This is a genomic window from Zafaria sp. Z1313, assembly GCF_050563205.1.
GTDB lineage: Bacteria > Actinomycetota > Actinomycetes > Actinomycetales > Micrococcaceae > JAZDCJ01.
On the sequence record NZ_JBNWUK010000016.1, the window covers coordinates 17,792 to 40,606 of the forward strand.

The following is a 22,815-nucleotide window of genomic DNA, read 5'->3' on the forward strand; positions in this document are numbered from 1 at the left end:
CATCACGGATGGGCGGGCGCGTCGCGTGGTTTCGCTCGCGGCTCAGCGGCACCCGCATCCGGCCAGGATGGCGGCGGCCCGGTCCATGGCCGCCCGCGCGGGCCCCAGGTCCCCCGGGATGGAATGGCCGAAGAAGGAGAACGCCAGCAGGCGGCCGTCCTGGGTCAGCACGGTCCCGGTCAGCGTCGCCACGCCGGCGAGCGTGCCCGTCTTGGCCCTCACGAGACCGCGTGTGGCGTCGCCGGTCATCCGCTCCTCGAGCGTGCCGCTCGCGCCGGCGACCGGCAGCAGGTAGCCCAGCTCGCGCAGGGCGGGCTTCGGCGATCCGGCCGCGCCGGCCAGGACCTCGACGAGCTGCCGGGGCGAGACGCGGTTCGCGGCGGAGAGCCCGGAGGAGTCGGCGAGCGACATCCCGGACGTGTCCGCCCCGAGCCGGGCCGCCGCGTCCTTGAGCGCCTCCGCGGCGCCGCCGAAGCTCGCCGGATCGCCCGAGCCGATCGCCACGAGCCGGCCCATCGCCTCCGCCGCGTAGTTGTCCGATTCCTCGCTCAGGAAGCGAAGCTGCTCGAGCAGCGGGGCAGACTCGACCGCGCCCAGCTCCCGCGCGTCCGGCGCGGCCGCCCCGCGGACCACCTCGGCGGCGACCGCGGGAGCCGGCCCGGGCCCGGTTGCCGCGTCCGCGGCACGCGGGGAGGCGGACTCCGAGGACGGGGAGGACGACGCCGGGGCCGCGCCGTCCGTTGGCACCGCGGCCGTGCCCGACGGCGTCGGCGCCGCGGACGCACGGGCCGTCGCCTCGGCGGAGGCCTCGGCGCGCTCGGCGTGGAGCCGGGCCAGGGCCGCCGCGAGCGCGTCGCGGAACGCCTCGGCCGCCGTCATCGCGGGGTCCTCGACGCGCGGGCTGCCTTCCGCGCCGTCGCGCCGCGCCCCGTAGAGGGCGATCGGGGCCACGCGGCTGATGTTGAAGCTCGTGAGCAGGGAGACGTCCCACGTGGGGCTCAGCTCCAGGCCGCTGAACAAGGTGTCGTCGAGGACGACCGTGTAGCTGGCGGGATCGGCCGCGGGCCCGCCGGACGCCGCGTCCGCGTCGAGCAGCGCCTCCGCCGTCCGCTCCGCGAGCGTCGCCAGACCGGCCCGGCGCAGCCCCACGGTGCCCGCACCGGCGTCGTCCGTGGTGGATTCCCCGGCGCCCAGCAGCACGTCCCCGCCGCCGACGAGCACGACCGTGTCCCCCGCGCCGGCGACCGTGCGCGTCGTCAGGGTCCGGGCCGGGCCGAGGACGTCCAGGGCAGCCGCCGCCGTGAGCACCTTGAGGCTCGACGCGGGCACGCCGAGCCGGTCGGCGTCGTGGGAGTAGAGGACCTCGCCCGTCGCCGCATCCGCGACCGAGGCCGCGAAGGCCATGTCCTCGGCGTCCTCGAGGAGCGGGGCCAGGGCCCGCGCGAGGACCTGCGGGTCGGGGGCGGGGGCGTCGTCGTCGAGCAGCGGCACGGCCGTGGGCGAGGCGGTCGGCAGGACCGGGGACGGGGCGGCCGGCTCCTCGGACACCTCCGCCGGCGCGCCGAGGCCGGCAACGAGGCCGGGGGCCAGTTGCGGCAGCAGGTTCAACGCGAGGAGGCCGACGAGCCCGCCGACGACGAGGACCAGCAGGGCGGAGGTGAGCGCCCGCATGCCGCGGTTCATCCGTACCTCCGAAGTCGTCGTCGTCCGGCGCGGCAATATACGCTTGCCCCAGCCACTTAAAGACTAGACGGAGCACGTGCGCCGCCGGACCGGCGCGGCCCGCCGGCGCGTCCGTGCCCGACGACCTTCCGAGGAGAGCGCTCCATGAGCCACGACGTCACCATCGAGATCCCCTCCGGATCCCGCGTCAAGTACGAGATCGACCACGAGACCCACCGCCTGCGCCTCGACCGCGTGCTGTTCACCCCGATGCAGTACCCCACGCACTACGGCTACTTCGAGGACACGCTCGGCGAGGACGGCGACCCGCTCGACGCGATGGTGTGGATCCCGGGCGTGGACCTGGTCCCCGGAGTGCTCGTCGAGTCGCGCCCGATCGGCGTGTTCAACATGACCGACGACGGCGGCGGCGACGCCAAGCTGCTCTGCGTTCCGACCGACAAGCGCTTCGACCACATCCGCGAGCTCGGGGACGTCGACGAGTGGCTGATCAAGGAGATCGAGCACTTCTTCACCCGCTACAAGGACCTCGAGCCGGGCAAGTGGGTCAAGGCCGAGGGCTGGGAGGGCCGCGAGGCCGCCGAGGCCGAGCTGGCCCGCTCCATCGAGCGCTTCGAGAAGCTCGGCGAGGAGTCCGCCGACGACGAGCCGCAGGGCCGCGACGTCGACTAGGCGCGTCGAGGAGCCGTCACTCCACGGACGGGCGTCCGTCAACGGGCCACTCGGTCCCAGGCCCGTGCGATGACCGGGACGGCCCGCTCCAGCTCCTCGCGCGGCAGGGCGTAGGGCACGCGGATCCAGTGCTCGAGCCCGTGGTCCTCCACGGCGAACGTGGAGCCCGGCGCCAGGAGCACGCCGTGGCGGGCCGTCTCGGCCGCCAGCGCCGTGGACCGCGGTGCCGGAAGGTTCCACCACAGGCCCAGCCCTCCGGCCGGGACGCGGGCCGCCCAACCGGTGGCCGCCGAGAGCCCGGCGTGCAGCCAGTCCCGGTTGGCGCGCAGGCGCCCGCGCGTCTCGGGGACCAGTCCGGGCGAGGTCCGCAGGAGCCGGGCCAGCACGAGCTGCTCGAGCAGCGGGACGCCGAGGTCGAGCGACATCCGCACGCGGGCCAGCCCGGCCGCCTGCGAGCGCGGCGCCCGGATCCAGCCCAGCCGCAATCCGCCCCAATGCGACTTGCTGCAGCTGCCCACGGTGAACGCGTCCGCCGCGAACGCGCCCATCGGCAACACGTCCGGCTCTTCGTCGAGCCAGAGCGCCGCGGAGGTCTCGTCGATGATCCCGACCGTGCCCGCGGACCGCAGGGCGCCCGCCCAACGCTCCCGTCCGGCGTCGTCCAGCAGGGTCCCGGTGGGGTTGTGGAAATCCGGCAGGCACAGCATGGCCCCCGGCCGTACGGTGCGCAGACCGTGCTCGACCGCCTCGAGGTCCGTCCCGTCCGGGCCGATCGGCACGGGCGCGACGCGCACCCCGTGGTGGCGCAGCGACAGCACGCTGTTCGGATACGACGGGCTCTCGGCGAGCGCGGTCGAGCCCCGGCCCAGCACGGCGCGGGCGACGGCCGCGATCCCCGCGAGCGCGCCCGCCGTGACCACGACCTGGGCGGGGACGGTCGGCAGCCCGCGCGCCGAGTAGTGCTCGGCGATGGCCTCGCGCAGCACGGGCAGGCCCAACGGGTAGTAGCCCATGCCGGAGATGTACGCGGGCAACTGCTCGAGCGCCGCCTCGTAGGCCTCCGCCAGGCCGAGCGGCGCCGACGGGGCGGCGCACGTGAGGTCGACGGCGTCGGAGCCCTCCACGGGGCCGAAGCCCCCGAGGGTCAGGGGCTCACCGCCCCCGGCCGCGGGCCCGCCCGGGACCTGGACGACGGTCCCGGAGCCGACGCGCGCGCTCGCGTAGCCGCGGTCGCGCAGCTCGGCGTAGGCGCGGGAGACCGTGGTCCGGCTCAGGCCGATCGCCGCCACGAGGTCGCGTTCGCTCGGCAGGGCCGTGCCGTGCAGGACGCGCCCGTTCGCGACGAGGTTGCGCACGCCGTCGGCGAGCCAGGCGTAGGCCGGCCGGTCCTCGTCCGGCGCGCCGAGCATCGTGCTCAGGCGGGCGGCGGGCAGGCGGCGTGTTGCGGGCGTCATAGAGCCATTGTTCCGTAATTGGCTCTTCAATCAAGGGCCAATTACTCCCATGATGGTTCCATGAGTTCCGCCACCACTCCCCGGCTCCTGCCGCTGACACCGCTCCAGCAGCTCCGTGCCGGCCGCATGCCCTCCCGCCTGCTCCGCCTCTTCGTGGGCCTGACCCTCTTCGGCGCGGCGATGGCCGCGTTCGTCCGGGCGGGGCTCGGCGTCGCCCCGTGGGACGTGCTGCACCTCGGCATCGCCCGCCATGTTCCGCTGAGCCTGGGCACGGTCATCATCGTCGTCGGCTTCGCGGTGCTCCTGCTGTGGATCCCGCTGCGCCAGTGGCCGGGACTCGGGACCATCGCCAACGTCGTCTGGATCGGCGTCTCCACCGACGTGGCGCTGCTCGTCATCCCGCCCATCAACGGCCTGGCGGCGCAGCTCGCCGTGGTCGCCGCCGCGCTCGCGGTCAACGGCCTCGGTGGCGCCCTCTACATCGGCAGCCAGCTCGGCCCCGGGCCGCGCGACGGGCTTATGACCGGCCTGCATCTGCGCACGGGCCTGAGCCTGCGACTGGTCCGCACGGGCATCGAGGTCGCCGTCCTCGCCGCGGGCTGGATGCTCGGCGGCATCGTGGGGCTCGGCACCGTGGCCTACGCCCTGCTGATCGGCCCGTCGACGCAGTTCTTCCTGCGCTGGAGCGTCGTGGAGCTGCCGGGCGCCGCAACACCCAGCGCGCCGCTCGCGGAATCAACCGAATCGGGTTGATCCTGCGGCACACTGGTGCCATGTACGTCCTGACCATCAACCAGCGCGATTCCCGCGAGGCCGGGGACCGCGTCGACGAGCTCACCGCCTCGCTCGCCGGGCTGCCCACGCTCATCGCGTTCCAGCGCTCCGTGGGCGACGAGGCGATCGGCGTCGTCGCGGAGCCGAAGACCGCGGTCGACGCCGCCATGACCGCCCTGCGCGCCCGGCGCTGGCACGTCGGCATCGGCGTCGGCTCCCTCCACGTCCCGCTCCCCGAGGACATCGCGCACGCGGAGGGCTTCGGGCTCGTCTACGCGCGCCGCGCCGTGGACCGGGCGCGCCGCACCGGGGAGCGCATCCCGCTGGCCGTCGCCGGCCCGGACGCGGGGGCCGCGGCGCAGGCGCAGGCCGTGCTGCGCCTGATCGGCCAGATCGTCGCCACACGCACGGAGGCGGAATGGGCCGTCCTGGACCTCATGGTCCCCGGCGTCCGCGGCCAGCAGCGCGCCATCGCCGACGAGCTCGGCATCACCACGCAGGCCGTGTCCAAGGCCGTCGTGCGCTCGCACTGGAACGAGGAGTGGGACTGCCGCCCGGCCGCGGCGCGCCTCCTCGGCCTCGTCGCGGGACCGGAGGCGCTGCCCGCGGGCGCCTACCCCTACGCTCCCCGCGCCTGAGGCGGGGGTACGACGCCGGAGCCGGGCCGCGGCGTCGCACCCTCCCCGGCGGCGCGTGGCCGGCACCCCGGAAGGCGGCCCTAGGCGGCGGGACTTGGCGGCCGTACACTCTAGTCAGCGCCGGTTTTCCGGCGTTCCGGGCCCGGGCCACAGAAGGAGAGTCCCATGGTTCCCGAGATCAACCTCTGGGCCGTCATCGTCGCGACCCTATCCACCATGGTGGTCGGCTCCGTCTGGTACACCCCGAAGGTGTTCGGGAACTACTGGATGCGCGTCGCCAAGGTCACGCCGAGCGGGAACGCCATGGACGCCGTGGGCCCGATCCTCGTGACGCTCGTCGTCAGCTTCGTCTCCGCATGGGTGCTGGCCGGCTCCGCGGCGATCGCCCACGAGTTCTACGGCGGGAACTTCCTGGCGAACGTGTTCGTCACGGGCGTGATCCTGTGGGCCGGGTTCACCGCGGCGCGCTTCATCACGCACGACGCGTTCGAGGGCCGGCCCGTGGGCCTCACCGTCCTCAATTGCGTCCACGAGCTCGTCACGGTGCTGGTGATGTGCCTCGTGATCGGCCTCTTCGGCACCTGACCCCGCGCACTTTTAGGTTCAACCAATCCACCCGCTGCAGGTCAGCGGGTTGTAGCCGGGCCAAAGACGCGCAGGAGTCCCTAAAGGTGCGCGGGAACGGGGACCGTGGGCGGGGAGGGCCCGCGCAGCTCAGAGGTTCGACGCGGCGTAGTGCGCCAGCGCGTCGCGGACGAAGCGTGCGCCGTCGAGCCCGCCGTAGTTCGCCGCGAAGCGCTCGTCCGCCACGTACATCTGGCCGAGGCCGGCCAGGTAGCCCTTGAGATCGCCGTCGGCCGTGCCCGCCGGCGTCCCGGGAACACCCCTCAGCCAGTCGACATGCCGGCGCGCCAGCTCCTGCGCCTCCGGGGAATCCGGCGCGATCCCCGCCGCCGCGGCCGCGGCCCAGTCGGCCGAGAGCCGGGATACGCGGGCCTTCCACTGCGCGCGTTCGCCGGCGTCGAGCCCGCGCCACCACGCGTCGCCGCGCGCGTACGCCTCCCGGCCCCAGCGCTCCTCGACCTCCGCCCGGTGGGCGGTGTGGTCGAATCCGTCGAACATGTCCTCTGCCATGATGTCTCCTCCGTGGCGCACCGCCGTGATGGTCTTCTCCACCGACGCGATCATCCGGGCCAGCCGGTCCCGCTCCGAGCGGAGCCGGGCCGCGTGCTCCTCGAGCGCATCCTCCACCGCGTCCGGCCGGTCCAGGACCTCCCGGATCGCGGGCAGCCCGAGCCCGAGGCCGCGCAGCAGCAGGATGCGCTGCAGGCGCACGAGCTCGTCCCGCCCGTAGTAGCGGTAGCCGTTCGCCCCGAGACGGCTCGGCTCGAGCAGCCCCTCGTCGCCGTAGTGGCGCAGCGTTCGGCTTGTCGTCCCGGCGATCCCGGCGACTTGGTGGATGGACCACTCCATGCGGTGCGCCCCTGTCGATTGTCGATGAGGAAACGCTACAAGTTGACGCTACGTCAAGGTCAAGGGCGGACGGCGTCGGGCTAGACGAGGCTGCGGAGGACCCGGACGAGGCCGTCGTCGTCCACGTCGGCCGTGACCTCGTCGGCCGCGTTCTTGACCTCGTCCGGCGCCTGACCCATGGCGACGCCCCGGCCGGCCCATTCGAGCATCTCGATGTCGTTGCGGCCGTCGCCCACGGCCACGGTGTGGGCCGGTTCGATGCCCATCGAGGCCCGGAGCACCTCGACGCCGCTGGCCTTGTTGATGCCCTCGGCGGCGATGTCCAGCCACGCGGTCCAGCCCACGGAATAGGTGACCCCGTGCAGGCCGATCGCGCCGACCGCCTCGCCGAACTCCTCGGCCGTGGAGTCCGTCGAGAACACGACGAGGCGCACGGCCGTGGCCCCCAGCAGCTCCTCGAACGTCACGCCCGTCGCCTCGACGCCGAAGCTGGCGTCCTGGAAGCGCTCGGTGGAGAGGAAGTTGCCCTGGTCGTCCTCGAGGGCGTACTTGGCCGTCGGCAGGCTTTCCCGCAGCGCCTTGAGGGCGGGGGCGGGGTCGAAGGTCTTGCGGTCCACGACCTCGTAGCCGCCGGGCAGCCCGGGATCGATCTTCACGGTCACGCCGCCGTTGCAGCACACGGCGTAGCCGCGGTCGATGCCGAGCAGCTCCACGATGGGCAGGGTGGCGCCGAGGGAGCGGCCCGTGGAGACCACCACCTCGTGGCCGGCCCGGACGACGGCGCGCGCGGCGCGCTTCACGGCGTCGGACATGTGGCCCTCGTGGTCCACGAGCGTTCCGTCGACGTCGAGGCACACCATCTTGCGTGCGGATCCGCCGGGGTTCTGGTCTTCGGTCCGGTCTTCGATGCCGGAGTCAGTCGTCAATGTCATACCCCCTAGTGAACCATTGTGCCCCGACGCGACGGCATAACCGGCGTCACCCGGAGGGTGAATACCCCGTGAATACCCACAGCTTCAGCCACAGTGTGGGTGTTTACGCGGACGACGCCGGTCGTCCACCTCAGAGGACGGGCAGGACCTCGAGCCCGCCCAGGTAGGGGCGCAGCGCGGCCGGCACGTTCACGGAGCCGTCCGGGTTCTGGTGGTGCTCGAGGATGGCCACGATCCAGCGCGTGGTGGCGAGGGTGCCGTTGAGCGTCGCGACGGGGCGGGTGCGCCCGGGCTTGCCCTCCGCGTCGACGGTGCGCTCGCGGATGTTGAGCCGCCGGGCCTGGAAGGTGGTGCAGTTGGAGGTGGAGGTCAGCTCGCGGTAGGCGTCCTGGGTGGGGACCCAGGCCTCGCAGTCGAACTTCCGGGCGGCGCTCATGCCGAGGTCGCCGGCGGCGGTGTCGATGACGCGGTAGGGCAGCTCCACCTTGGCGAGCATCTCCTCCTCCCAGGCCAGGAGCCGGGCGTGTTCGGCGGCGGCGTCCTCGACGGAGCAGTAGACGAACATCTCCAGCTTGTTGAACTGGTGGACGCGGATGATCCCGCGGGTGTCCTTGCCGGCGGATCCGGCCTCGCGGCGGTAGCAGGAGGACCAGCCGGCGTAGCGGGTGGGCCCCTCGGCCAGGTCGATGATCTCGTTGGCGTGGTAGCCGGCGAGCGCGACCTCGGAGGTCCCCACGAGGTAGAGGTCGTCGCGCTCGAGGCGGTAGATCTCGTCGTCGTGCTCGACGTCGAATCCGGTGCCCTGCATGGTCTCGGGCCGGACCAGGGTGGGCGTGATGACGGGGATGAATCCGTTGGCGACGGCCTGGTCCAGGGCCATGTTCATGAGGGCGATCTCGAGCCGCGCGCCGACGCCCTTGAGGAAGTAGAAGCGGGATCCGGAGACCTTGGCGCCGCGCTCCATGTCGATCGCGCCGAGCAGTTCGCCGAGCTCGAGGTGGTCCCGCGCCTCGAACCCCTCGGCGGCGAAGTCGCGGGGGGTTCCCACGGTCTTGACGACGGTGAAGTCCTCCTCGCCGCCGGCGGGCGCCCCGTCCTGGACGAGGTTCGGGAACGCACGTTGCAACGCGGTCAGCTCCTCCTGGGCGGCCTGCGAGGACGCCTCGGCCTCCTTGACCCGGCGCGCGAGCTCCTTCACCTCGGCCAGGAGCGCCTGCTTCTCCTCGCCCTTGGCCTGGGCGACCCTCTTGCCGAAGGCGTTCTGCTCGGCGCGGAGGGTCTCGAAGGCCGTGATCGACTCGCGGCGGGAGGCGTCGGCGGCGACGATCCGGTCCACGAGGGACTCGTCGCCTCCGCGGAAGCGCTGCGAGGCGCGGAAGAGGTCGGGCTGTTCCACGAGTTCTTTGACGTCGATCACCAGTACAGGTTACCGAATGGCGGCTAGTCTGGTTCCACCATGCCCCTTGAGATCCTCGCCCTCGTCCTCGTCGCCGCCGCGCTCGTGATCGCGCTGGTCAGCCTCTGGTCCGTGCGCAAGCTGAAGTCCCGGATCGCCCACATCGAGGACGCGCCCGTCGTCGCCCGCTCCCTGACGGAGCAGCACAAGGTGGGCGTGGTCCTGAATCCTTCGAAGAACGACGCCGAACGGGCCCTCGCGCTGCTCCGTTCCGTCTGCGCGGACTCGGGTCTGGAGGAGCCGCTCGTCTTCGAGACCACGGTGGAGGACCCGGGCCACGCGATGGCGGTGGACGCGCTCGCGGCGGGGTGCACGCTCGTGGTCGCCGCGGGCGGGGACGGCACGGTCCGCGAGGTGGCGGAGGTCCTGGCCGGGAAGGACGCCGTGATGGGCCTGCTCCCGCTGGGGACGGGGAACCTCCTGGCCCGTAACCTGGACTTCGACGTGGAGGACCTGCCGGCCGCGGTGGCGACCGCCCTGGGCGGCGCGCCGCGGGACATCGACGCGGTGGCGATCACGCTCGAGGGCGCGGACGGTTCCCTCGAGGAGCACGTCTTCCTCGTGATCGCGGGCATCGGATTCGACGCGGACATCATGAACGACACCAACGCGGAGCTCAAGGCCAAGGTGGGCCACATGGCCTACGCTGAGGCGGCGATGCGCCACCTGCCGGGCCAGCGCAGCACGGTCCAGATCTCGCTGGACGGCGGCCCGCTGCAGTCCCGGAAGGTGCGTTCGGTGATGATCGCCAATTGCGGCAAGCTGCAGGGCGGGGTGGAGCTCGTCCCGGATGCGCGGGTCGACGACGGCCTGCTGGACGTCGTGGTGATGAGCCCCCGCTCGGTGGCGGGCTGGCTGTGGATCGCGGCGAAGACCGCCCTGCGCAGCCGGCGGCGGATCCCCATCGTCGACTACTACCAGGCCCGCGCGGTCCGGATCGTCCTCCCGGAGCCCATCGGCTCGCAGTTGGACGGCGACACGACCGGCGAGGTCGTGGCCCTGCAGGCGCAGGTCCGCCCGAAGGCCCTGCGCATCCGCGTTCCGCAGCCCGCCTAGCTTCCCCCGCGCAGCCCGCGGACCCAGGCGTGGGCCTGGGCGAAGGCCTCGTCGGTGTTGTGCCGGGCCACGGACGGCCGGGACACTTCGCTCTGCTCGGCGGACGGGTAGGAGCCGAGGAAGCGGATGGCGGGGCTGATCCGGTGCAGGCCGGCGAGCGCGTCCGCCATGCGGGCCTCGTCGACGTGGCCGTGGGCGTCGACGGAGAAGAAGTAGTCGCCCATCTTCTGCCCCGTGGGGCGCGATTCGATCCGGCTGAGGTTCACGCCGCGGGCGGCGAACTGCTCCAGGATCTCCATGAGCGCGCCCGGGTGGTCCTCCGGCAGCGGGATCACCACGGTGGTCTTGTCGCTACCCGTCGCGGGCGGCAGGGAGCCCGGGCGGCCGACGAGGACGAACCGCGTCACGGCCCCGGCGTTGTCCTCGATCCCGGACCGCAGCACGGCCAAGGGGTTCTCCTCGGCGACCAGCGGCGAGCAGATCGAGGCGTCGTAGGCGGCGTCCGGTTCGAGGAGGGACAGCGCCCCGGCGGCCGTGGAGGACGCGGGGACGAACTCGGCCCGCGGGATGTTCTCCTCCGCCCAGCCGCGGCATTGCGCCCAGGCGTGGCCGTGCGTGGCGACGGTGCGGATCTGCCCGAGCTCGGTGATGCCGTCGCGGACGACGAGCACGAACGTGATGGGCACGAGGACCTCGGCGACGATCTGCAGGGCACCGCCCGTCGCGATCGCGTCCAGCGTCGCGGAGACCCCGCCCTCGACGGAGTTCTCGATGGGCACCATCGCCGCCGTGACCCCGCCGGAGCGGACCTTGTCCAACGCCGAGTTCACGGACGTCGAGGGGACGCGCTCGGCGTCGGCCGCCCCGGGGATCCGCAGCAGCGCGGCCTCGGTGAACGTCCCCGCCGGTCCGAGGTAGGTGTAGACGGCCGCGGCGTCGTCGGAACCGCTGGATGGACTCATCGGACGTTCGGTTCCAGGCCGTTCTCGCTGGCCATCGGCAGTCCGTGCTCGAACCACTCGCCGCTGCCCCCGGCGACGTTGAACGCCGTATAGCCCTGTCCAGTCAGGTAGGCCGCGACCTGCGCGCTGCGCCCGCCGGTGCGGCAGATGACGTAGGTGTCCTCGTCCGGGTCGAGTTCCTCGAGCCGGACCGGGATCTCGTTCATGGGAATGTGGACGGCGCCGGCAACGTGGCCCTCGTTCCACTCGTAGTCCTCGCGCACGTCGAGGACCTTGGCCCCCGCGGGAACCTCCGTGACCTGGACGGTTTCGAACTCGCTCATGATGATCCTTCTGGTTGATGGCGCCCGAACCACCCCAGCCTATAGTGGGAATCGCACCCCCTCCCAAGATGAAGGACCGCGATGGACCCCTCTGCCGGCCTCCAGGCGCTGAGCGGCGTCGGCGTCGTCCTGGGCGCGGTCCTGGCCGCCGGGTTCCTGCTGCTGCAGGCCTGGATCGTCGCCGCGATCGCCCGCCGCGTCCTGGGCGTCCCGGTCGGCTGGCCCCGCTCGATCCTCGTGGGCCTGGCCATGTCCACGGTGCTCAGCTGGGCGGTGCAGTACCTCTGGGTCGCGGCGGACATCGGCGACGCGACGGGCCTCAACGCCTCCCCCGTGGTCGCGGTGATGTTCGGCCTCCTCGCCCTGCTGTGGATCTTCGCCCTCGGCGTCGCCGTCCTCATGGTCCTGGAGATCGCCGTGCCCACGGGCACCGTCCCCAGCCCGCTGGCCCTGTTCACGGGCTGGAAGACCCGCCGCCAGCGCACCGGCCGCTACCTGCAAGTCATGCGCATCGCCGTCCGCCACGGCCTCCTGGCCCAGGTCCGCGGACTGGACCGCCGCCACCGCCCGGCCGCCGAGCACGCCACGGCCCGCGAGCTCCGCGCCGCCCTCGAGGAGGCGGGCGTGACGTTCGTGAAGCTCGGCCAGATGCTCTCCACGCGCCACGACCTGCTCCCGGCCCCGTTCATCCGCGAGCTGTCCCGGCTGCAGACCAACGCCCAGCCGGAGCCGTGGCCGTCGACGCTCGCCGCGATCGAATCCAGCCTGGGCCGTCCGGCCGGCGAGGCCTTCGCCGCGCTCGAGGAGGAACCGCTCGCCTCCGCCTCGGTGGCGCAGGTCCACCGCGCCGTGCTGCACGGCGGTGAACGCGTCGTCGTGAAGGTCCAGCGGCCCTCGGCGGTCGCCCAGGTCACGCGCGACGCCGGGATCATCCTCCAGCTCGCGGGCTGGCTCGAGCGCTCGGCGCCGTGGGCGCGCCAGCTGGGCGTCGCCCGCCTGGCGGAGGGCTTCGTGGACTCCCTCCACGAGGAGCTCGACTACCTTGTCGAGGCCGAGAACATGCGGGCCGTGCAGCGTTCGCTCTCCGGCTACGAGATCACCGTCCCGGACCTGCACGAGCAGTGGTGCAGCCGCCGGCTGCTGGTCATGGACGAACTGCGCGGAACGCCCGTCGGGAACGCCGCGGAAGCGCTCGGGGCCCTGGGGCCGGACGCGCGGGCGGGGCTCGGCTCCGGGCTGCTGCGCGCCACCCTGCACCAGATCGCCTCCGACGGCGTCTTCCACGCCGACCTGCACCCGGGCAACATCCTCCTGCTCGACTCCGGCACGCTGGCCCTGCTGGACTTCGGCTCGGTGGGCCGGCTGGACCCCTTGAGCCAGCAGGCGCTCGGCCTGCTCCTGCTCGCGATCGACAAGAACGACAACCAGCTCGCCACCGACGCGCTCCTGGACCTCCTGGACCGCCCCGCGGACTTCGACGCCCGCGGCTTCGAGCGCTCGCTGGGCCAGCTCATGGTCCGCTACCGCAACGGCTTCGCGGGCCGCGGCGGCTCCGAGCTCTTCACCTCCCTCTTCGCCCTCGTGATCCAGCACGGCTTCACGGTCCCGCAGCAGATCGCCGCCGCGTTCCGCGCCCTCGCCGCGCTCGAGGGTACGCTCGCGCTCATCGACCCGGCGCTCGACGTCGTCCAGGCCGCCCGCGAGGAGGGACGCCGGATCGCCGGCGCCGCGATCGGCCCCGGCGGATGGAAGGAGGCCCTCGAGACGCGCGCCCTGCACCTGCTGCCCGCGCTGTCCACCCTGCCGCGCCGCGTCTCGAAGATCACCGAGGACCTCGAGGAGGGCCGGCTCTCCGTCAACGTCCGCGTTCTCGCACATGCGGCGGACCGCGGCTTCCTGAACCGCCTGGTCCAGCAGGTCGTCGTGGCGATCCTCGCGGGGGCCGCGACGCTCGGGGCGATCGTCCTGATCGCCACCGAGACCGGGCCGTTCCTGACCGATAACATCCGCACCCACGCGTTCTTCGGCTACCTCCTGCTCTTCATGGGCTTCATCCTGGCCCTGCGGGCCGTGGTCCTGGTCTTCCAGCGGGACCGCTACGACGCGTCCGATCCGGACAGAAGGGCCGGGGGCTGAGCCATGGACCTCGCATCGACCACCGCGCTGCGGCTGCGCGACGCGCTCGCGGACGGGACCGTCTCCGCGCGCGAGGCGGCCGAGCACTATCTGCGCCGGATCGAGGAGCTGAACCCTCGCCTGCGCAGCTTCGTCACGGTCACCGCCGACGCCGCGCTCGAGGAGGCGGGGCGCGCCGACCAGGCGTGGGCCGCGGCCCGGAACGCCCCGGGCGGCCGCGCGAACCCGGAACCGCTGCCCCCGCTGCACGGGATGCCCGTGGCCTACAAGGACCTCTGGGAGGTCGCGGGGGTCCCCACGACGTTCGGCTCGGCGGCCGTCCCCGCGCAGACGGCGGAGGCCGACCACGCGGTGCCGGCGCGGCTGCGGGCGGCGGGCGCCGTGAGCCTGGGCAAGACGCAGATCCCGGAGTTCGGCCTCAACGCGTACTCGGAGAACCGGATCGCGCCGCCGGCCCGGAACCCGCTGGACCCGGAGCTGACCCCGGGAGGGTCCTCCGGCGGGACGGCGGCGGCCGTCGCGGCGGGCATGCTGCCCTTCTCCCCGGGGAACGACGGCGGCGGGTCCATCCGCATCCCGGCGGCGGCGTGCGGGCTCGTGGGCCTCAAGCCGGGCTTCGGGACGGTCCCCGCGGACCTGGTCAACGGCACCGAGGACCAGTGGGGCGCGCCGCGGCTCGCCGTGTCCGGTCCGATCGCCCGCAACGCCGCCGACGTGGCCCTGCTCCTGGACGCCCTCGTCGGGGATCCAGGAGGGGACGACGCCGGGGCCGCGCCCGGCGTCGGACGCCATCTCGCCGCCGCGCTGCGCGCGGATCCGGGCGGCGGGCGCCCCCTGCGCATCGGGTTGAGCACGCGCTCCCCGTTCGACCCCTACTACCCGACCGCTCTGGACGCGGACGCCGGGGAGGCGCTGCGCCGCGGCGTCGTGCTCCTGGAACGCGCGGGGCACCACGTCGAGGACGCGGACCTGCGCTACGACAACCGCTACGCTCCGGCCTTCCAGACCATCTGGACCGCGGGGCTCGCGGAGGCGCCCATCCCCACGGCCGGGGAGCCCTACCTGACCCGGCTCGCGCGGGACTTCCGGGACCGCGCGGCGCGCACGCCCGCGCCACAGAAGGAATCGGCGGCGCGGATCCTGCGCAAGATCGCCGAGGACTGCCGCGCCCAGTGGGGCCGGTACGACGCCGTGTTGACGCCGGCCCTGGCGCACCTGCCGCCGCCGATCGGCTACTTCACGGCCCACGGCGCGGACGACGACTACCGGCTGCAGTGCCTCTTCACGCCGTTCACGTCCATGGTCAACGTCTCCGGGCTCCCGGCCGCCGTCCTGCCCACGCACACCACCGCCGGCGGGCTCTCGATGGGCGTGCAGCTCATCGGCCGGGCCGGCTCTGAGGCGTTCCTGCTGGGCCTGCTCGCCCAGCTCGAGGGCGTGTGATCCGCCGCACAGAAGTGGGCATTGCGCCGGTCCGCGGCGGAAAATCGGGTAAATGACCACTTCAACCTCTCCCCGCGCGGGGTCCGAAGCCACGTTCTTCGGGCACCCGCGGATGCTGTTCAACCTCTTCAGCGTCGAACTGTGGGAACGCTTCTCCTTCTACGGGATGCAGGGCATCCTCGCGTACTACATGTACTACTCCGTCACCGACGGCGGGCTCGGCATGGACCAGGGCCTGGCCCTGAGCCTCGTCGGCGCGTACGGCGGCGGGGTGTACCTGAGCACCATCTTCGGCGCCTGGGTGGCGGACCGCCTGCTCGGCTCGGAGCGCGTGCTCTTCTACACCGCGCTGATCGTCATGGCGGGGCACATCGCCCTGGCGGTGCTGCCGGGCGGGCTCGGCCTCGCGGTCGGCCTCCTGCTCGTGGCCGTCGGCTCCGGCGGCGTCAAGGCGACCGCCACCTCGCTCGTCGGCTCGCTGTACTCGCCGCAGGACACGCGCCGCGACGCCGGCTTCTCCATCTTCTACATGGGCGTGAACATCGGCGCGCTGATCGGACCGCTGCTGACGGGCCTGCTCATGGTCGAACACGGCTTCCACTTCGGCTTCGGGCTCGCCGCGATCGGCATGGCCGTGGGCCTGGCCGTCTACGCGGCCGGGCGCAAGAAGCTTCCGGAGTCCACCCACCACGTCGCGAACCCGCTGCCGCGCGAACAGGGCCTGCGCTACGGCCTCGTGTTCCTCGCCGCGCTGGCCGTCGTCGTGGCGCTGCTCGCCACGGGCGTCGTGAACCCGGACAACCTCGCCAACACGATCGCCATGACGGTCATCGCCGCGTCGGTCGCGTACTTCGTGGTGATCCTGTCCTCGAAGAAGGTCACGGGGACGGAACGGCGCCGCGTGGGCGCGTTCATCCCGCTCTACATCGCCTCGGCCGCGTTCTGGGCGCTGTTCCAGCAGCAGTTCACGTTCATCGCCGTGTACGCGGAGCAGCGCCTCGACCGCAGCCTGTTCGGCTGGGAGATGCCGCCGAGCTGGGTCCAGTCCATCAACCCCGTGTTCATCATCGTCTTCGCGGCCGTCTTCGCCGCGCTGTGGACGAGGATGGGCGAGCGCCAGCCGTCGACCCCGCTGAAGTTCGGGGCCGCCCTCGTGGTCATCGGGATCGCCTACCTCGCGTTCATCCCGCTCGAGTCGCTGTCCATGACGCCGCTGCTCGCGCTCGTGGGCATCCTGCTGCTGTGCACGTGGGCGGAGCTGCTGCTGAGCCCGATCGGCCTGTCCGTGGCGACCAAGCTGGCCCCGGTCGCGTTCACGACGCAGATGATCGCGCTCTTCTACCTCTCCGTCTCCCTCGGCACGACGCTCGCGGGCATCCTGGCCGGCTTCTACACGGAGGGCAACGAGGTCCCGTACTTCGTGGCCCTCGGCGGCACCTCGATCGCCCTGGGCGTCGCCCTCGCGTTCGCCACGCCGGCGATCAAGCGGCTCATGTCCGGGGTCAAGTAGCCCGGCCGGTCCCGGACCGGCGGTACGACGGCGGACGGCGCCCTTCCGCGCAGAGGGGCGCCGTCCGCCGTCGTTTCAGCGGGCCCATACCGTCGGGGGCCGCGCCCCCGGATGCGCGGCCGGGGGCGGCCCTGCGGGCTACGGCACGTAGCTGGCGAAGAGGGCGGCCGCCAAGAAGCCGAAGAGGAGCCCGAGGCCGAGCACGAGGTAGCCCATGACCAGGCCGGCGATCGCCATGCCGCGCCCGGAGGGCTCCCTGCGCAGCGCGATGTGGCCCGTGACGATCGCCGCGATCTGCGGAGCGAAGAGCGTCCCGAAGGAGATCAGCCCGACGATCCCGCAGACGAGCGAGATGATGCTGAGGGTCTTCGGCTCGGCGGGCGCGTAGCCGAAGGCCGGTTGCGGTGCCGCAGAGGGCGGGGCCTGGTCGGCGTAGGGGTTGCGCGGTGCCTGCCCGCCCGGCCCCGGGTACTGTCCGCCGGACGCCCACCCCGGCGCCGGCGGCACCGCCCGGCCGTCCTGCCCGGGCTGCTGCTGCCCGCCCACGGGGGTCGACCACGAGGGGTGCTGGGGGTCGTTGAACGGCCGGTCCTGGTCGTTGGCCATCGGTGGCGGGTCCTTCGGGGTCGGTGGCTTCTCCTCCCCATTCTAGGCCGGAGAAATGTTCAGGCACCGTCCACTTTTGGCTACGGCTTTCTGCCAAGCTGTAGCCATGGCCGAGAACCGCGCGGGCACGCGAGCCCTTCCCCAGGACCTGATCGACGTCGACGCCGTGAGGGGCGCGTACTTCGACGTGAAACCCGACCCTTCCGATCCGGACCAACGCGTGGCGTTCGGGACGTCCGGGCACCGCGGCAAGTCGGTGAACGGCTCCTTCAACGAGGACCACATCGCCGCGATCACGCAGGCGATCGTCGAGTACCGGGCGGGGCAGGGCATCACGGGCCCGCTCTTCCTCGGCAAGGACACCCATGCCCTCTCCGATCCGGCCCAGGACACCGCCCTGGAGGTCCTGGCCGCGAACGGCGTGCGGGTCCTCGTCGACGCGCGCACCGGCTGGACGCCGACCCCCGCGCTGTCCCACGCGATCCTCGTCCACAACCGCGCCCTGTCCGGGACGGGCAACGCCGGCCGGGCGGACGGGATCGTCGTGACCCCGAGCCACAACCCGCCGAGCGACGGCGGCTTCAAGTACAACCCGCCGCACGGCGGGCCCGCGGACTCCGACGCGACCGGGTGGATCGCCGGGCGCGCCAACGAGCTGCTCGAGGCGGGGCTGCAGGGCGTGCGGCGCATCCCGCTGGGCCAGGCCCGCCTGTCCGGCACGATCGGCAGCTACGACTACCTCGCCGCGTACGTCGACGACCTGCCGTCGGTGGTGAACCTGGACGCGATCCGCTCGGCGGGCGTGCGCATCGGCGCGGACCCCATGGGCGGGGCCTCGGTGGACTACTGGGGGGCGATCGGCGAACGCCATGGCCTGGATCTGACGGTGGTGAACCCGGAGGTCGATCCGCGCTGGGCGTTCATGACGCTGGACTGGGACGGGAAGATCCGCATGGACTGCTCCTCCCCCGCCGCCATGGCCGGCCTGATCTCCGCGGTACGGGACGGCGGGGCGGCGTACGACATCGCGACGGGGAACGACGCCGACGCGGACCGGCACGGGATCGTCACCCCCGACGCGGGGCTGATGAACCCGAACCACTTCCTGGCGGTGGCGATCGACTACCTCTACCGGAACCGGCCGCTGTGGCCGTCCGGCGCCGGGGTGGGCAAGACCCTGGTCTCCTCCTCGATGATCGACCGCGTCGCCGCGTCGCTCGGACGCGAGCTCGTGGAGGTCCCGGTGGGCTTCAAGTGGTTCGTGCCAGGGCTGCTGGACGGCAGCGGCGTCTTCGGCGGCGAGGAGTCCGCGGGGGCCAGCTTCGTGCGCTTCGACGGCACCCCGTGGACCACGGACAAGGACGGGATCCTGCTGGCGCTGCTGGCCAGCGAGATCCAGGCCGTCACCGGCCGGTCCCCGAGCGCCCGCTACGAAGAGCTGACCACGCAGTTCGGCTCGCCCGCGTACGCGCGGATCGACGCCGCGGCGAACCGGGCGCAGAAGGCGGCCCTGGGCAGGCTGTCCGCCGCGGACGTGCCGGCGACCGAGCTCGCGGGCGAATCGATCACGGCCAAGCTCACCGAGGCGCCGGGCAACGGCGCGGCGATCGGGGGCCTGAAGGTCACGACCGAGAGCGCCTGGTTCGCAGCCCGCCCGTCCGGGACGGAGGACGTCTACAAGATCTACGCCGAGTCCTTCAAGGGCGCCGAGCACCTGGCGCTGGTCCAGGCGGAGGCCAAGGCGCTCGTCGACTCCGTCATCGGCTGAGCGGCGCCGGACCGGCAGGGCCTGACCGTACGACGCCGGAGCCGGGCTTCCGCTGCCTGCGGAAGCCGGGCTCCGGCGTCGTACTGGGTCTGGAACCGGGCGGGGCGCCCGGGGCGGCCCTAGTTGCTCTCGGCGGCGGCGCGCAGGCCCTCGAGGACCTGGGCGACCTGACCGGCGACCTCGGAATCGTCCTTCGGGTGCAGCTCGGCGAAGCGGACCACGGAGTTCGGGATGGAGAGCTTGACGTCCTCGAGCACCTTGGCGCCGGCGATGCCGACGGCCTTGCGGGCCTCGTCCTGGGCCCACACGCCGCCGAACTGGCCGAACGCGGTGCCGATCACGGCCGCCGGCTTGTCCTTCACGGCGCCGGCGCCGAAGGGGCGGGACAGCCAGTCGATGGCGTTCTTCAGCACGGCCGGCATGGTGCCGTTGTATTCCGGGGAGACCAGGAGCAGGGCGTCGGCCCCGGCCGCGGCGGCGCGCAGCTCGGCGACGCCTTCCGGAAGCGCGCCCTCGACGTCGACGTCCTCGTTGTAGAAGGGGAGCTTCTCCAGGCCGGAGTACACGTTGACGTCGACGCCCTCGGGGGCGTGCTCGGCCGTGGCCTCGGCGAGCTTGACGTTGGTGGAGCCGTTGCGGAGGGACCCGACGAGGGTGAGGACGGTGGTTGCCATGGTGGTCTCCTGGGGAGTCGGTGGACCAGTCCGCAGACTGGTTGATTTTTCAAGGGATTCAACCGCGCGGCCCTCCGCACTGTTCCCGGACCGGGGGTGACCCTTGCCACATGGACGGTGGCTCCGCCCGGTGGGAAATGCCGGCCCCGACGCTACAGGAGGTCCCGGAGGAGCTTTGACTTGGCCCAGCCATGCGGCGGGTAGACGGCCTTGAGCGTGTCCACCATGGCCGTCTTGGAGAGCACGGGGCGCTGCTGGCTGAACGTTTCGAAGCCGTAGCGGCCGCGGTAGTTGCCCATCCCCGAGGCGCCCGCGCCGCCGAACGGCAACCCCAGGACGCCGGCGTGCAGGTTGCAGACGTTGAGCCCGATCGCCCCCGCCCGCACCTGGTCCTCGAAGGCCGTCTGCAGGCGCGGCTTCTCGCTGAACAGGTAGGCCGCCAGCGGCGTGGGGCGGGAATTGACGAACCGCACCGCCGCGTCGAAGGAGTCCACGCGGAGGATCGGCAGGATCGGGCCGAAGATCTCCTCCTGCATCACGGGCGCGTCCGCGGGGACCCCGGTCAGGAGGGTGGGCTCGATGTAGCGTTCGATCGGGTCCACGGTGCCGCCGGTCACGGTGGTTCCGGGGTCGGCGTGGGCGTCGTCGAGGAAGCGGTTGAGGCGGCGGAACGCGGCGTCGTTGACGATCCGCCCGTAGTCGGAGCTCTTGGCCGGGTTGCGCCCGTAGAAGGACGTCACGGCCTTCGCCAGCTGCTTCTCGAGGGCGTCCGCGGCGGGGCCGACGGCGAGGACGTAGTCCGGCGCGATGCAGGTCTGGCCGGCGTTCATGAACTTGCCGAAGGCGATCCGTCGCGCGATCGCGGGCACGTTGCCGTCGACGACGACGGCGGGGCTCTTGCCGCCGAGCTCGAGCGTCACGGGGGTGAGGTGCTCGGCGGCGGCCCGGGCGACGATCTTCCCGACGCGTTCCCCGCCGGTGTAGAAGATGTGGTCCCACGGCTCGGCGAGCAGGGCCTGGCTGGCCTCGGCACCGCCCTCGACGACGGCGACGGCCCGCGGGTCCAGGAACAACGGGATGAGGCGGGCCATCAGCGCGGACGTTGCGGGGGCCTGCTCGGAGGGCTTGAGGACCACGCAGTTGCCGGCGGCGAGCGCGGCGACCATTGGGCAGAGCAGCAGCTGCAGCGGGTAGTTCCACGGTCCCAGGATCAGCACGAGGCCCTTGGGCTGGGGCTCCACCTTGGCGGTGGCGGGCTGCATGGACAGCGGGGCGCGGACGTGGCGGGCCGCCATCCACTCGGTGAGGTAGAGCTGGGCGTGGTCGATCTCGCTGCGCAGCAGGTCCAGCTCGGTCAGCTTCGCCTCGATCGCGGGCTTGCCGAGGTCCTCGGCGAGCGCGGCGAGGATGTCCTCCTCGTGCGCCTCGAGCATCCGCTCGAGGCTGCGCAGCTGCGCGGCGCGGTGGCGGCGCGTGTGCATCAGGCGGGAGTGGCTGGAGTCGCGCAGCCGGGCGACGGTCTCGGCGACGCCGGGGACGTGCGGGGCGCCCGCCTCGGCGCCCCGTCCGGCGTCGTCCTGCTCCTGGTCCGGCGCGACGTCGGCCGGAGGGCGCGGCTTGCCGCGAGAGAAAAGTCCCATGCCCCGACCTTAGCGCCTCGGGTTACCCCGCGGTACGGCCGCCGGCCGCATGACGGGCGGCATGCCGGGCTACGGCTGGCTGCCCCAGAAGACGTCGCCGCCCGTGCAGTCGCGGGGCCGTTCGCCGTCCAGGGGCATGATGCCGCCGCCGAGGGAGATGAGGTCGCCGAGGCCGAGCTGCTTCTTCCCGGGGACCTGCACCACGCCGGCCTCCAGGGTGGTCCCGTGCGGGAACACCACCAGCACGGGGCCCGAGCCGTCGCGGGGGGCGACGACGGCACACCCGCCCTCGTCGACCGCGAGGTTGCCCTGCAGGAGCGCGTCCATGTGCGCGTCCGGCTCCTCGGCCAGGGCCAGGAGCTTCATCCCGGAGTCCTCCAGCAGCACCGTGCCACTGGGCGCGGCCGCGGCGCCTCCGCCACCGTCCCCCGAACAGCCGGCCAACGCCAGCCCCAACAACGCCGCCCCGGCGATCATGCGCCGGCGGTCCCCCCACGATGCCTTCATGCCCCCATCCCAGCATCCCGGCGCCGGGGCGGCAAGAGCGGCTGGATTCCGCCGACGATCGAGTTCGCTCTCGGCCAGATGCCCGCCATTCACTCCGATCGTTCCAGGGGGAGTGCGTGGTATGGTTTCCTCATCATGATCAGCCCGCTCGCCTCACGGCTCGGGCTGATTTTCTTTAACCGGAGGACCATTGGCTGAGTACACCAAGCAGTGGCTTTCGGTCGAGGACCAGGTCGCAAAACTTGCCTCTCGCGGTGTCGGGATCCCTGAGGGCAGCAGCGGTGCGCAACTGCCGCGCCAGGTCGGATACTACCGGCTGACCGGCTACCTCTATCCGTTCCGCGCTTCGGAGACGTATGTGGACGATGACGGCCGTGCACGGGTGAGGGTCCTGAACCACTACCGGCCCGGCACATCCATCGGGGACGCCGCGGCGCTCATCGACTTCGAACGGCGGCTGCGGATGCTGATCCTGGAGGGGATCGAGAGGATTGAGGTCTCGCTCCGCATGCAGATCGGGTACGTGCTGGGCCGCCGCTCCGCCTTCGCCCATCTCGAGCCCGGCACGTTCGTCGCGGCCTTCACGGACCCCCAGATGGACCCGGAAACCGGAGCATCGCTGCCGAGCCGGCACGAGCAATGGACCACCCGGATCGCGAGCCTGAACTACGTGAGAAACGTAGCGGCCCACCACGCGCGGATCTTCAACCGCAAGCTGGTCACCGCTCCGAAGCGGCCCGGCAAAGGGCAAGTTCCCCTCCTGGACCACCTCAGGGATGAGGAGTCCTCCAAGCAGGTCTTTGGCCTGTACAACGTCCTGGCCGTGATGGCCTACCTGCTCCGTACGATCGATCCGAACAGCGCCTGGGCCGGCCGCGTCGTCGAACTCATTGGCTCGTTCCCTCGAGTCGGATACGTGACCCCTCGATCCATCGGAGTGCCCGATGACTGGACGAGTCTGGGCCTCTGGCAGCCCTAGATGATCGAGTCCGAATGGCTCCGGCACGCCCGGCAGCACTTGCCGGACCTGTTCCCGAACCTGCTGCACCAGGACCGCCACCTGCTCGGGCCCGGGCTGGCTCCCCCGCTGCCCGCCGGGTAGGCTCGC

At 72.5% G+C, this 22,815-nt stretch carries 22 protein-coding genes; 11 read left to right on the forward strand and 11 right to left on the reverse strand.

Translation table 11 applies throughout. The features are described from left to right. Positions 1–42: 42 nt before the first annotated feature. A complete protein-coding gene (gene dacB / locus ACQ3I4_RS13165; protein ID WP_329861910.1) occupies positions 43–1,683 on the reverse strand; it encodes a D-alanyl-D-alanine carboxypeptidase/D-alanyl-D-alanine endopeptidase in 1,641 nt (546 codons plus the stop codon). 144 nt (positions 1,684–1,827) lie between these two features. On the opposite strand from dacB, the gene ACQ3I4_RS13170 reads away from it, so the two are divergent. Continuing rightward, positions 1,828–2,355 carry an inorganic diphosphatase gene (locus ACQ3I4_RS13170; RefSeq protein WP_329861911.1) on the forward strand — a complete coding sequence of 176 codons (528 nt, stop codon included), beginning with the start codon at positions 1,828–1,830 and terminating at the stop codon, positions 2,353–2,355. A 38-nt stretch (positions 2,356–2,393) separates the two neighbouring features. On the opposite strand, the gene ACQ3I4_RS13175 is transcribed toward ACQ3I4_RS13170, so the two are convergent. Beyond that, positions 2,394–3,809 (reverse strand): PLP-dependent aminotransferase family protein, encoded by a 1,416-nt coding sequence (locus ACQ3I4_RS13175; protein ID WP_329861912.1) that lies wholly within the window; start codon positions 3,807–3,809, stop codon positions 2,394–2,396. 60 nt (positions 3,810–3,869) lie between these two features. Here ACQ3I4_RS13175 and ACQ3I4_RS13180 point away from each other — a divergent pair, with 60 nt between their 5' ends. The 3 genes from ACQ3I4_RS13180 (at position 3,870) to ACQ3I4_RS13190 (ending at position 5,806) form a co-directional block, all read left to right on the forward strand. Continuing rightward, a complete protein-coding gene (locus tag ACQ3I4_RS13180; protein ID WP_329861913.1) occupies positions 3,870–4,562 on the forward strand; it encodes a YczE/YyaS/YitT family protein in 693 nt (230 codons plus the stop codon). Between the two features lie 20 nt (positions 4,563–4,582). Then, positions 4,583–5,221: a hypothetical protein gene (locus ACQ3I4_RS13185; protein ID WP_329861914.1), complete on the forward strand. Its 639-nt coding sequence runs from the start codon at positions 4,583–4,585 to the stop codon at positions 5,219–5,221. Positions 5,222–5,386: 165 nt separating this feature from the next. Next, on the forward strand, positions 5,387–5,806 hold the full coding sequence (locus ACQ3I4_RS13190) for a DUF1761 domain-containing protein (protein WP_329861915.1): 420 nt from the start codon (positions 5,387–5,389) through the stop codon (positions 5,804–5,806). Between the two features lie 129 nt (positions 5,807–5,935). Here the strand turns inward: ACQ3I4_RS13190 and ACQ3I4_RS13195 are convergent, their stop codons facing one another. From ACQ3I4_RS13195 to serS, 3 genes are all read right to left on the reverse strand, one after another. After that, positions 5,936–6,694, reverse strand: coding sequence for a MerR family transcriptional regulator (locus tag ACQ3I4_RS13195; protein ID WP_329861916.1), 759 nt, complete (start codon positions 6,692–6,694; stop codon positions 5,936–5,938). Positions 6,695–6,774: 80 nt separating this feature from the next. Continuing rightward, a complete protein-coding gene (locus ACQ3I4_RS13200) occupies positions 6,775–7,626 on the reverse strand; it encodes an HAD family hydrolase (RefSeq protein ID WP_329861917.1) in 852 nt (283 codons plus the stop codon). Between the two features lie 130 nt (positions 7,627–7,756). Then, positions 7,757–9,043, reverse strand: a complete 1,287-nt coding sequence (serS, locus tag ACQ3I4_RS13205; protein WP_329861918.1) for a serine--tRNA ligase — start codon at positions 9,041–9,043, stop codon at positions 7,757–7,759. 39 nt (positions 9,044–9,082) lie between these two features. Between serS and ACQ3I4_RS13210 the strand changes: the two genes are divergently transcribed. After that, entirely contained in the window at positions 9,083–10,138 is a 1,056-nt protein-coding gene (locus ACQ3I4_RS13210) for a diacylglycerol/lipid kinase family protein (protein ID WP_329861919.1), read from the forward strand. Here the strand turns inward: ACQ3I4_RS13210 and pheA are convergent. Beyond that, positions 10,135–11,100, reverse strand: coding sequence for a prephenate dehydratase (gene pheA, locus ACQ3I4_RS13215; RefSeq protein ID WP_430633712.1), 966 nt, complete (start codon positions 11,098–11,100; stop codon positions 10,135–10,137). The two genes, ACQ3I4_RS13210 and pheA, sit on opposite strands and share 4 nt — an antisense overlap. After that, on the reverse strand, positions 11,097–11,423 hold the full coding sequence (locus ACQ3I4_RS13220; RefSeq protein ID WP_430633713.1) for a rhodanese-like domain-containing protein: 327 nt from the start codon (positions 11,421–11,423) through the stop codon (positions 11,097–11,099). The genes pheA and ACQ3I4_RS13220 overlap by 4 nt, the downstream gene beginning before the upstream one ends. 81 nt (positions 11,424–11,504) lie before the next feature. Between ACQ3I4_RS13220 and ACQ3I4_RS13225 the strand changes: the two genes are divergently transcribed. From ACQ3I4_RS13225 to ACQ3I4_RS13235, 3 genes are read left to right on the forward strand one after another with little or no spacing between them, the layout of a single operon-like run. Continuing rightward, positions 11,505–13,559, forward strand: a complete 2,055-nt coding sequence (locus tag ACQ3I4_RS13225) for an ABC1 kinase family protein (protein WP_430633714.1) — start codon at positions 11,505–11,507, stop codon at positions 13,557–13,559. A 3-nt stretch (positions 13,560–13,562) separates the two neighbouring features. After that, positions 13,563–15,002: an amidase gene (locus ACQ3I4_RS13230; protein WP_329861923.1), complete on the forward strand. Its 1,440-nt coding sequence runs from the start codon at positions 13,563–13,565 to the stop codon at positions 15,000–15,002. A 52-nt stretch (positions 15,003–15,054) separates the two neighbouring features. Further along, positions 15,055–16,512, forward strand: coding sequence for a peptide MFS transporter (locus tag ACQ3I4_RS13235; RefSeq protein ID WP_430633715.1), 1,458 nt, complete (start codon positions 15,055–15,057; stop codon positions 16,510–16,512). Positions 16,513–16,650: 138 nt separating this feature from the next. Here the strand turns inward: ACQ3I4_RS13235 and ACQ3I4_RS13240 are convergent, their stop codons facing one another. After that, positions 16,651–17,118, reverse strand: a complete 468-nt coding sequence (locus tag ACQ3I4_RS13240) for a DUF4190 domain-containing protein (RefSeq protein WP_329861925.1) — start codon at positions 17,116–17,118, stop codon at positions 16,651–16,653. Between the two features lie 106 nt (positions 17,119–17,224). On the opposite strand from ACQ3I4_RS13240, the gene pgm reads away from it, so the two are divergent. Next, positions 17,225–18,886 carry a phosphoglucomutase (alpha-D-glucose-1,6-bisphosphate-dependent) gene (gene pgm, locus ACQ3I4_RS13245; protein WP_430633716.1) on the forward strand — a complete coding sequence of 554 codons (1,662 nt, stop codon included), beginning with the start codon at positions 17,225–17,227 and terminating at the stop codon, positions 18,884–18,886. Positions 18,887–19,005: 119 nt separating this feature from the next. Here the strand turns inward: pgm and ACQ3I4_RS13250 are convergent, their stop codons facing one another. The 3 genes from ACQ3I4_RS13250 to ACQ3I4_RS13260 form a co-directional block, all read right to left on the reverse strand. Beyond that, complete coding sequence (locus ACQ3I4_RS13250) at positions 19,006–19,560, reverse strand: NAD(P)H-dependent oxidoreductase (RefSeq protein ID WP_329861927.1); 555 nt, start codon at positions 19,558–19,560, stop codon at positions 19,006–19,008. A gap of 152 nt (positions 19,561–19,712) precedes the next feature. Further along, entirely contained in the window at positions 19,713–21,200 is a 1,488-nt protein-coding gene (locus ACQ3I4_RS13255; protein ID WP_329861928.1) for an aldehyde dehydrogenase family protein, read from the reverse strand. A gap of 69 nt (positions 21,201–21,269) precedes the next feature. Beyond that, a complete protein-coding gene (locus tag ACQ3I4_RS13260) occupies positions 21,270–21,707 on the reverse strand; it encodes a hypothetical protein (RefSeq protein ID WP_329861929.1) in 438 nt (145 codons plus the stop codon). A 190-nt stretch (positions 21,708–21,897) separates the two neighbouring features. Here ACQ3I4_RS13260 and ACQ3I4_RS13265 point away from each other — a divergent pair, with 190 nt between their 5' ends. Both ACQ3I4_RS13265 and ACQ3I4_RS13270 read left to right on the forward strand, forming a co-directional pair. Then, complete coding sequence (locus tag ACQ3I4_RS13265) at positions 21,898–22,686, forward strand: Abi family protein (protein WP_329861930.1); 789 nt, start codon at positions 21,898–21,900, stop codon at positions 22,684–22,686. Beyond that, complete coding sequence (locus ACQ3I4_RS13270; protein WP_329861931.1) at positions 22,687–22,809, forward strand: hypothetical protein; 123 nt, start codon at positions 22,687–22,689, stop codon at positions 22,807–22,809. The last annotated feature ends 6 nt before the right edge of the window (positions 22,810–22,815 follow it).

Coding starts and splice junctions, on each gene's coding strand:
- pheA (WP_430633712.1), bottom strand. CDS start 11,100: ATGAGTCCATCCAGCGGTTCCGACGACGCCGCGGCCGTCTACACCTAC.
- ACQ3I4_RS13255 (WP_329861928.1), bottom strand. CDS start 21,200: ATGGGACTTTTCTCTCGCGGCAAGCCGCGCCCTCCGGCCGACGTCGCG.
- ACQ3I4_RS13260 (WP_329861929.1), bottom strand. CDS start 21,707: ATGAAGGCATCGTGGGGGGACCGCCGGCGCATGATCGCCGGGGCGGCG.
- ACQ3I4_RS13210 (WP_329861919.1), top strand. CDS start 9,083: ATGCCCCTTGAGATCCTCGCCCTCGTCCTCGTCGCCGCCGCGCTCGTG.
- ACQ3I4_RS13235 (WP_430633715.1), top strand. CDS start 15,055: ATGACCACTTCAACCTCTCCCCGCGCGGGGTCCGAAGCCACGTTCTTC.
- ACQ3I4_RS13250 (WP_329861927.1), bottom strand. CDS start 19,560: ATGGCAACCACCGTCCTCACCCTCGTCGGGTCCCTCCGCAACGGCTCC.
- pgm (WP_430633716.1), top strand. CDS start 17,225: ATGGCCGAGAACCGCGCGGGCACGCGAGCCCTTCCCCAGGACCTGATC.
- ACQ3I4_RS13170 (WP_329861911.1), top strand. CDS start 1,828: ATGAGCCACGACGTCACCATCGAGATCCCCTCCGGATCCCGCGTCAAG.
- dacB (WP_329861910.1), bottom strand. CDS start 1,683: ATGAACCGCGGCATGCGGGCGCTCACCTCCGCCCTGCTGGTCCTCGTC.
- ACQ3I4_RS13175 (WP_329861912.1), bottom strand. CDS start 3,809: ATGACGCCCGCAACACGCCGCCTGCCCGCCGCCCGCCTGAGCACGATG.
- ACQ3I4_RS13230 (WP_329861923.1), top strand. CDS start 13,563: ATGGACCTCGCATCGACCACCGCGCTGCGGCTGCGCGACGCGCTCGCG.
- ACQ3I4_RS13185 (WP_329861914.1), top strand. CDS start 4,583: ATGTACGTCCTGACCATCAACCAGCGCGATTCCCGCGAGGCCGGGGAC.
- ACQ3I4_RS13270 (WP_329861931.1), top strand. CDS start 22,687: ATGATCGAGTCCGAATGGCTCCGGCACGCCCGGCAGCACTTGCCGGAC.
- ACQ3I4_RS13180 (WP_329861913.1), top strand. CDS start 3,870: ATGAGTTCCGCCACCACTCCCCGGCTCCTGCCGCTGACACCGCTCCAG.
- ACQ3I4_RS13195 (WP_329861916.1), bottom strand. CDS start 6,694: ATGGAGTGGTCCATCCACCAAGTCGCCGGGATCGCCGGGACGACAAGC.
- ACQ3I4_RS13190 (WP_329861915.1), top strand. CDS start 5,387: ATGGTTCCCGAGATCAACCTCTGGGCCGTCATCGTCGCGACCCTATCC.
- ACQ3I4_RS13220 (WP_430633713.1), bottom strand. CDS start 11,423: ATGAGCGAGTTCGAAACCGTCCAGGTCACGGAGGTTCCCGCGGGGGCC.
- ACQ3I4_RS13200 (WP_329861917.1), bottom strand. CDS start 7,626: ATGACATTGACGACTGACTCCGGCATCGAAGACCGGACCGAAGACCAG.
- ACQ3I4_RS13240 (WP_329861925.1), bottom strand. CDS start 17,118: ATGGCCAACGACCAGGACCGGCCGTTCAACGACCCCCAGCACCCCTCG.
- ACQ3I4_RS13225 (WP_430633714.1), top strand. CDS start 11,505: ATGGACCCCTCTGCCGGCCTCCAGGCGCTGAGCGGCGTCGGCGTCGTC.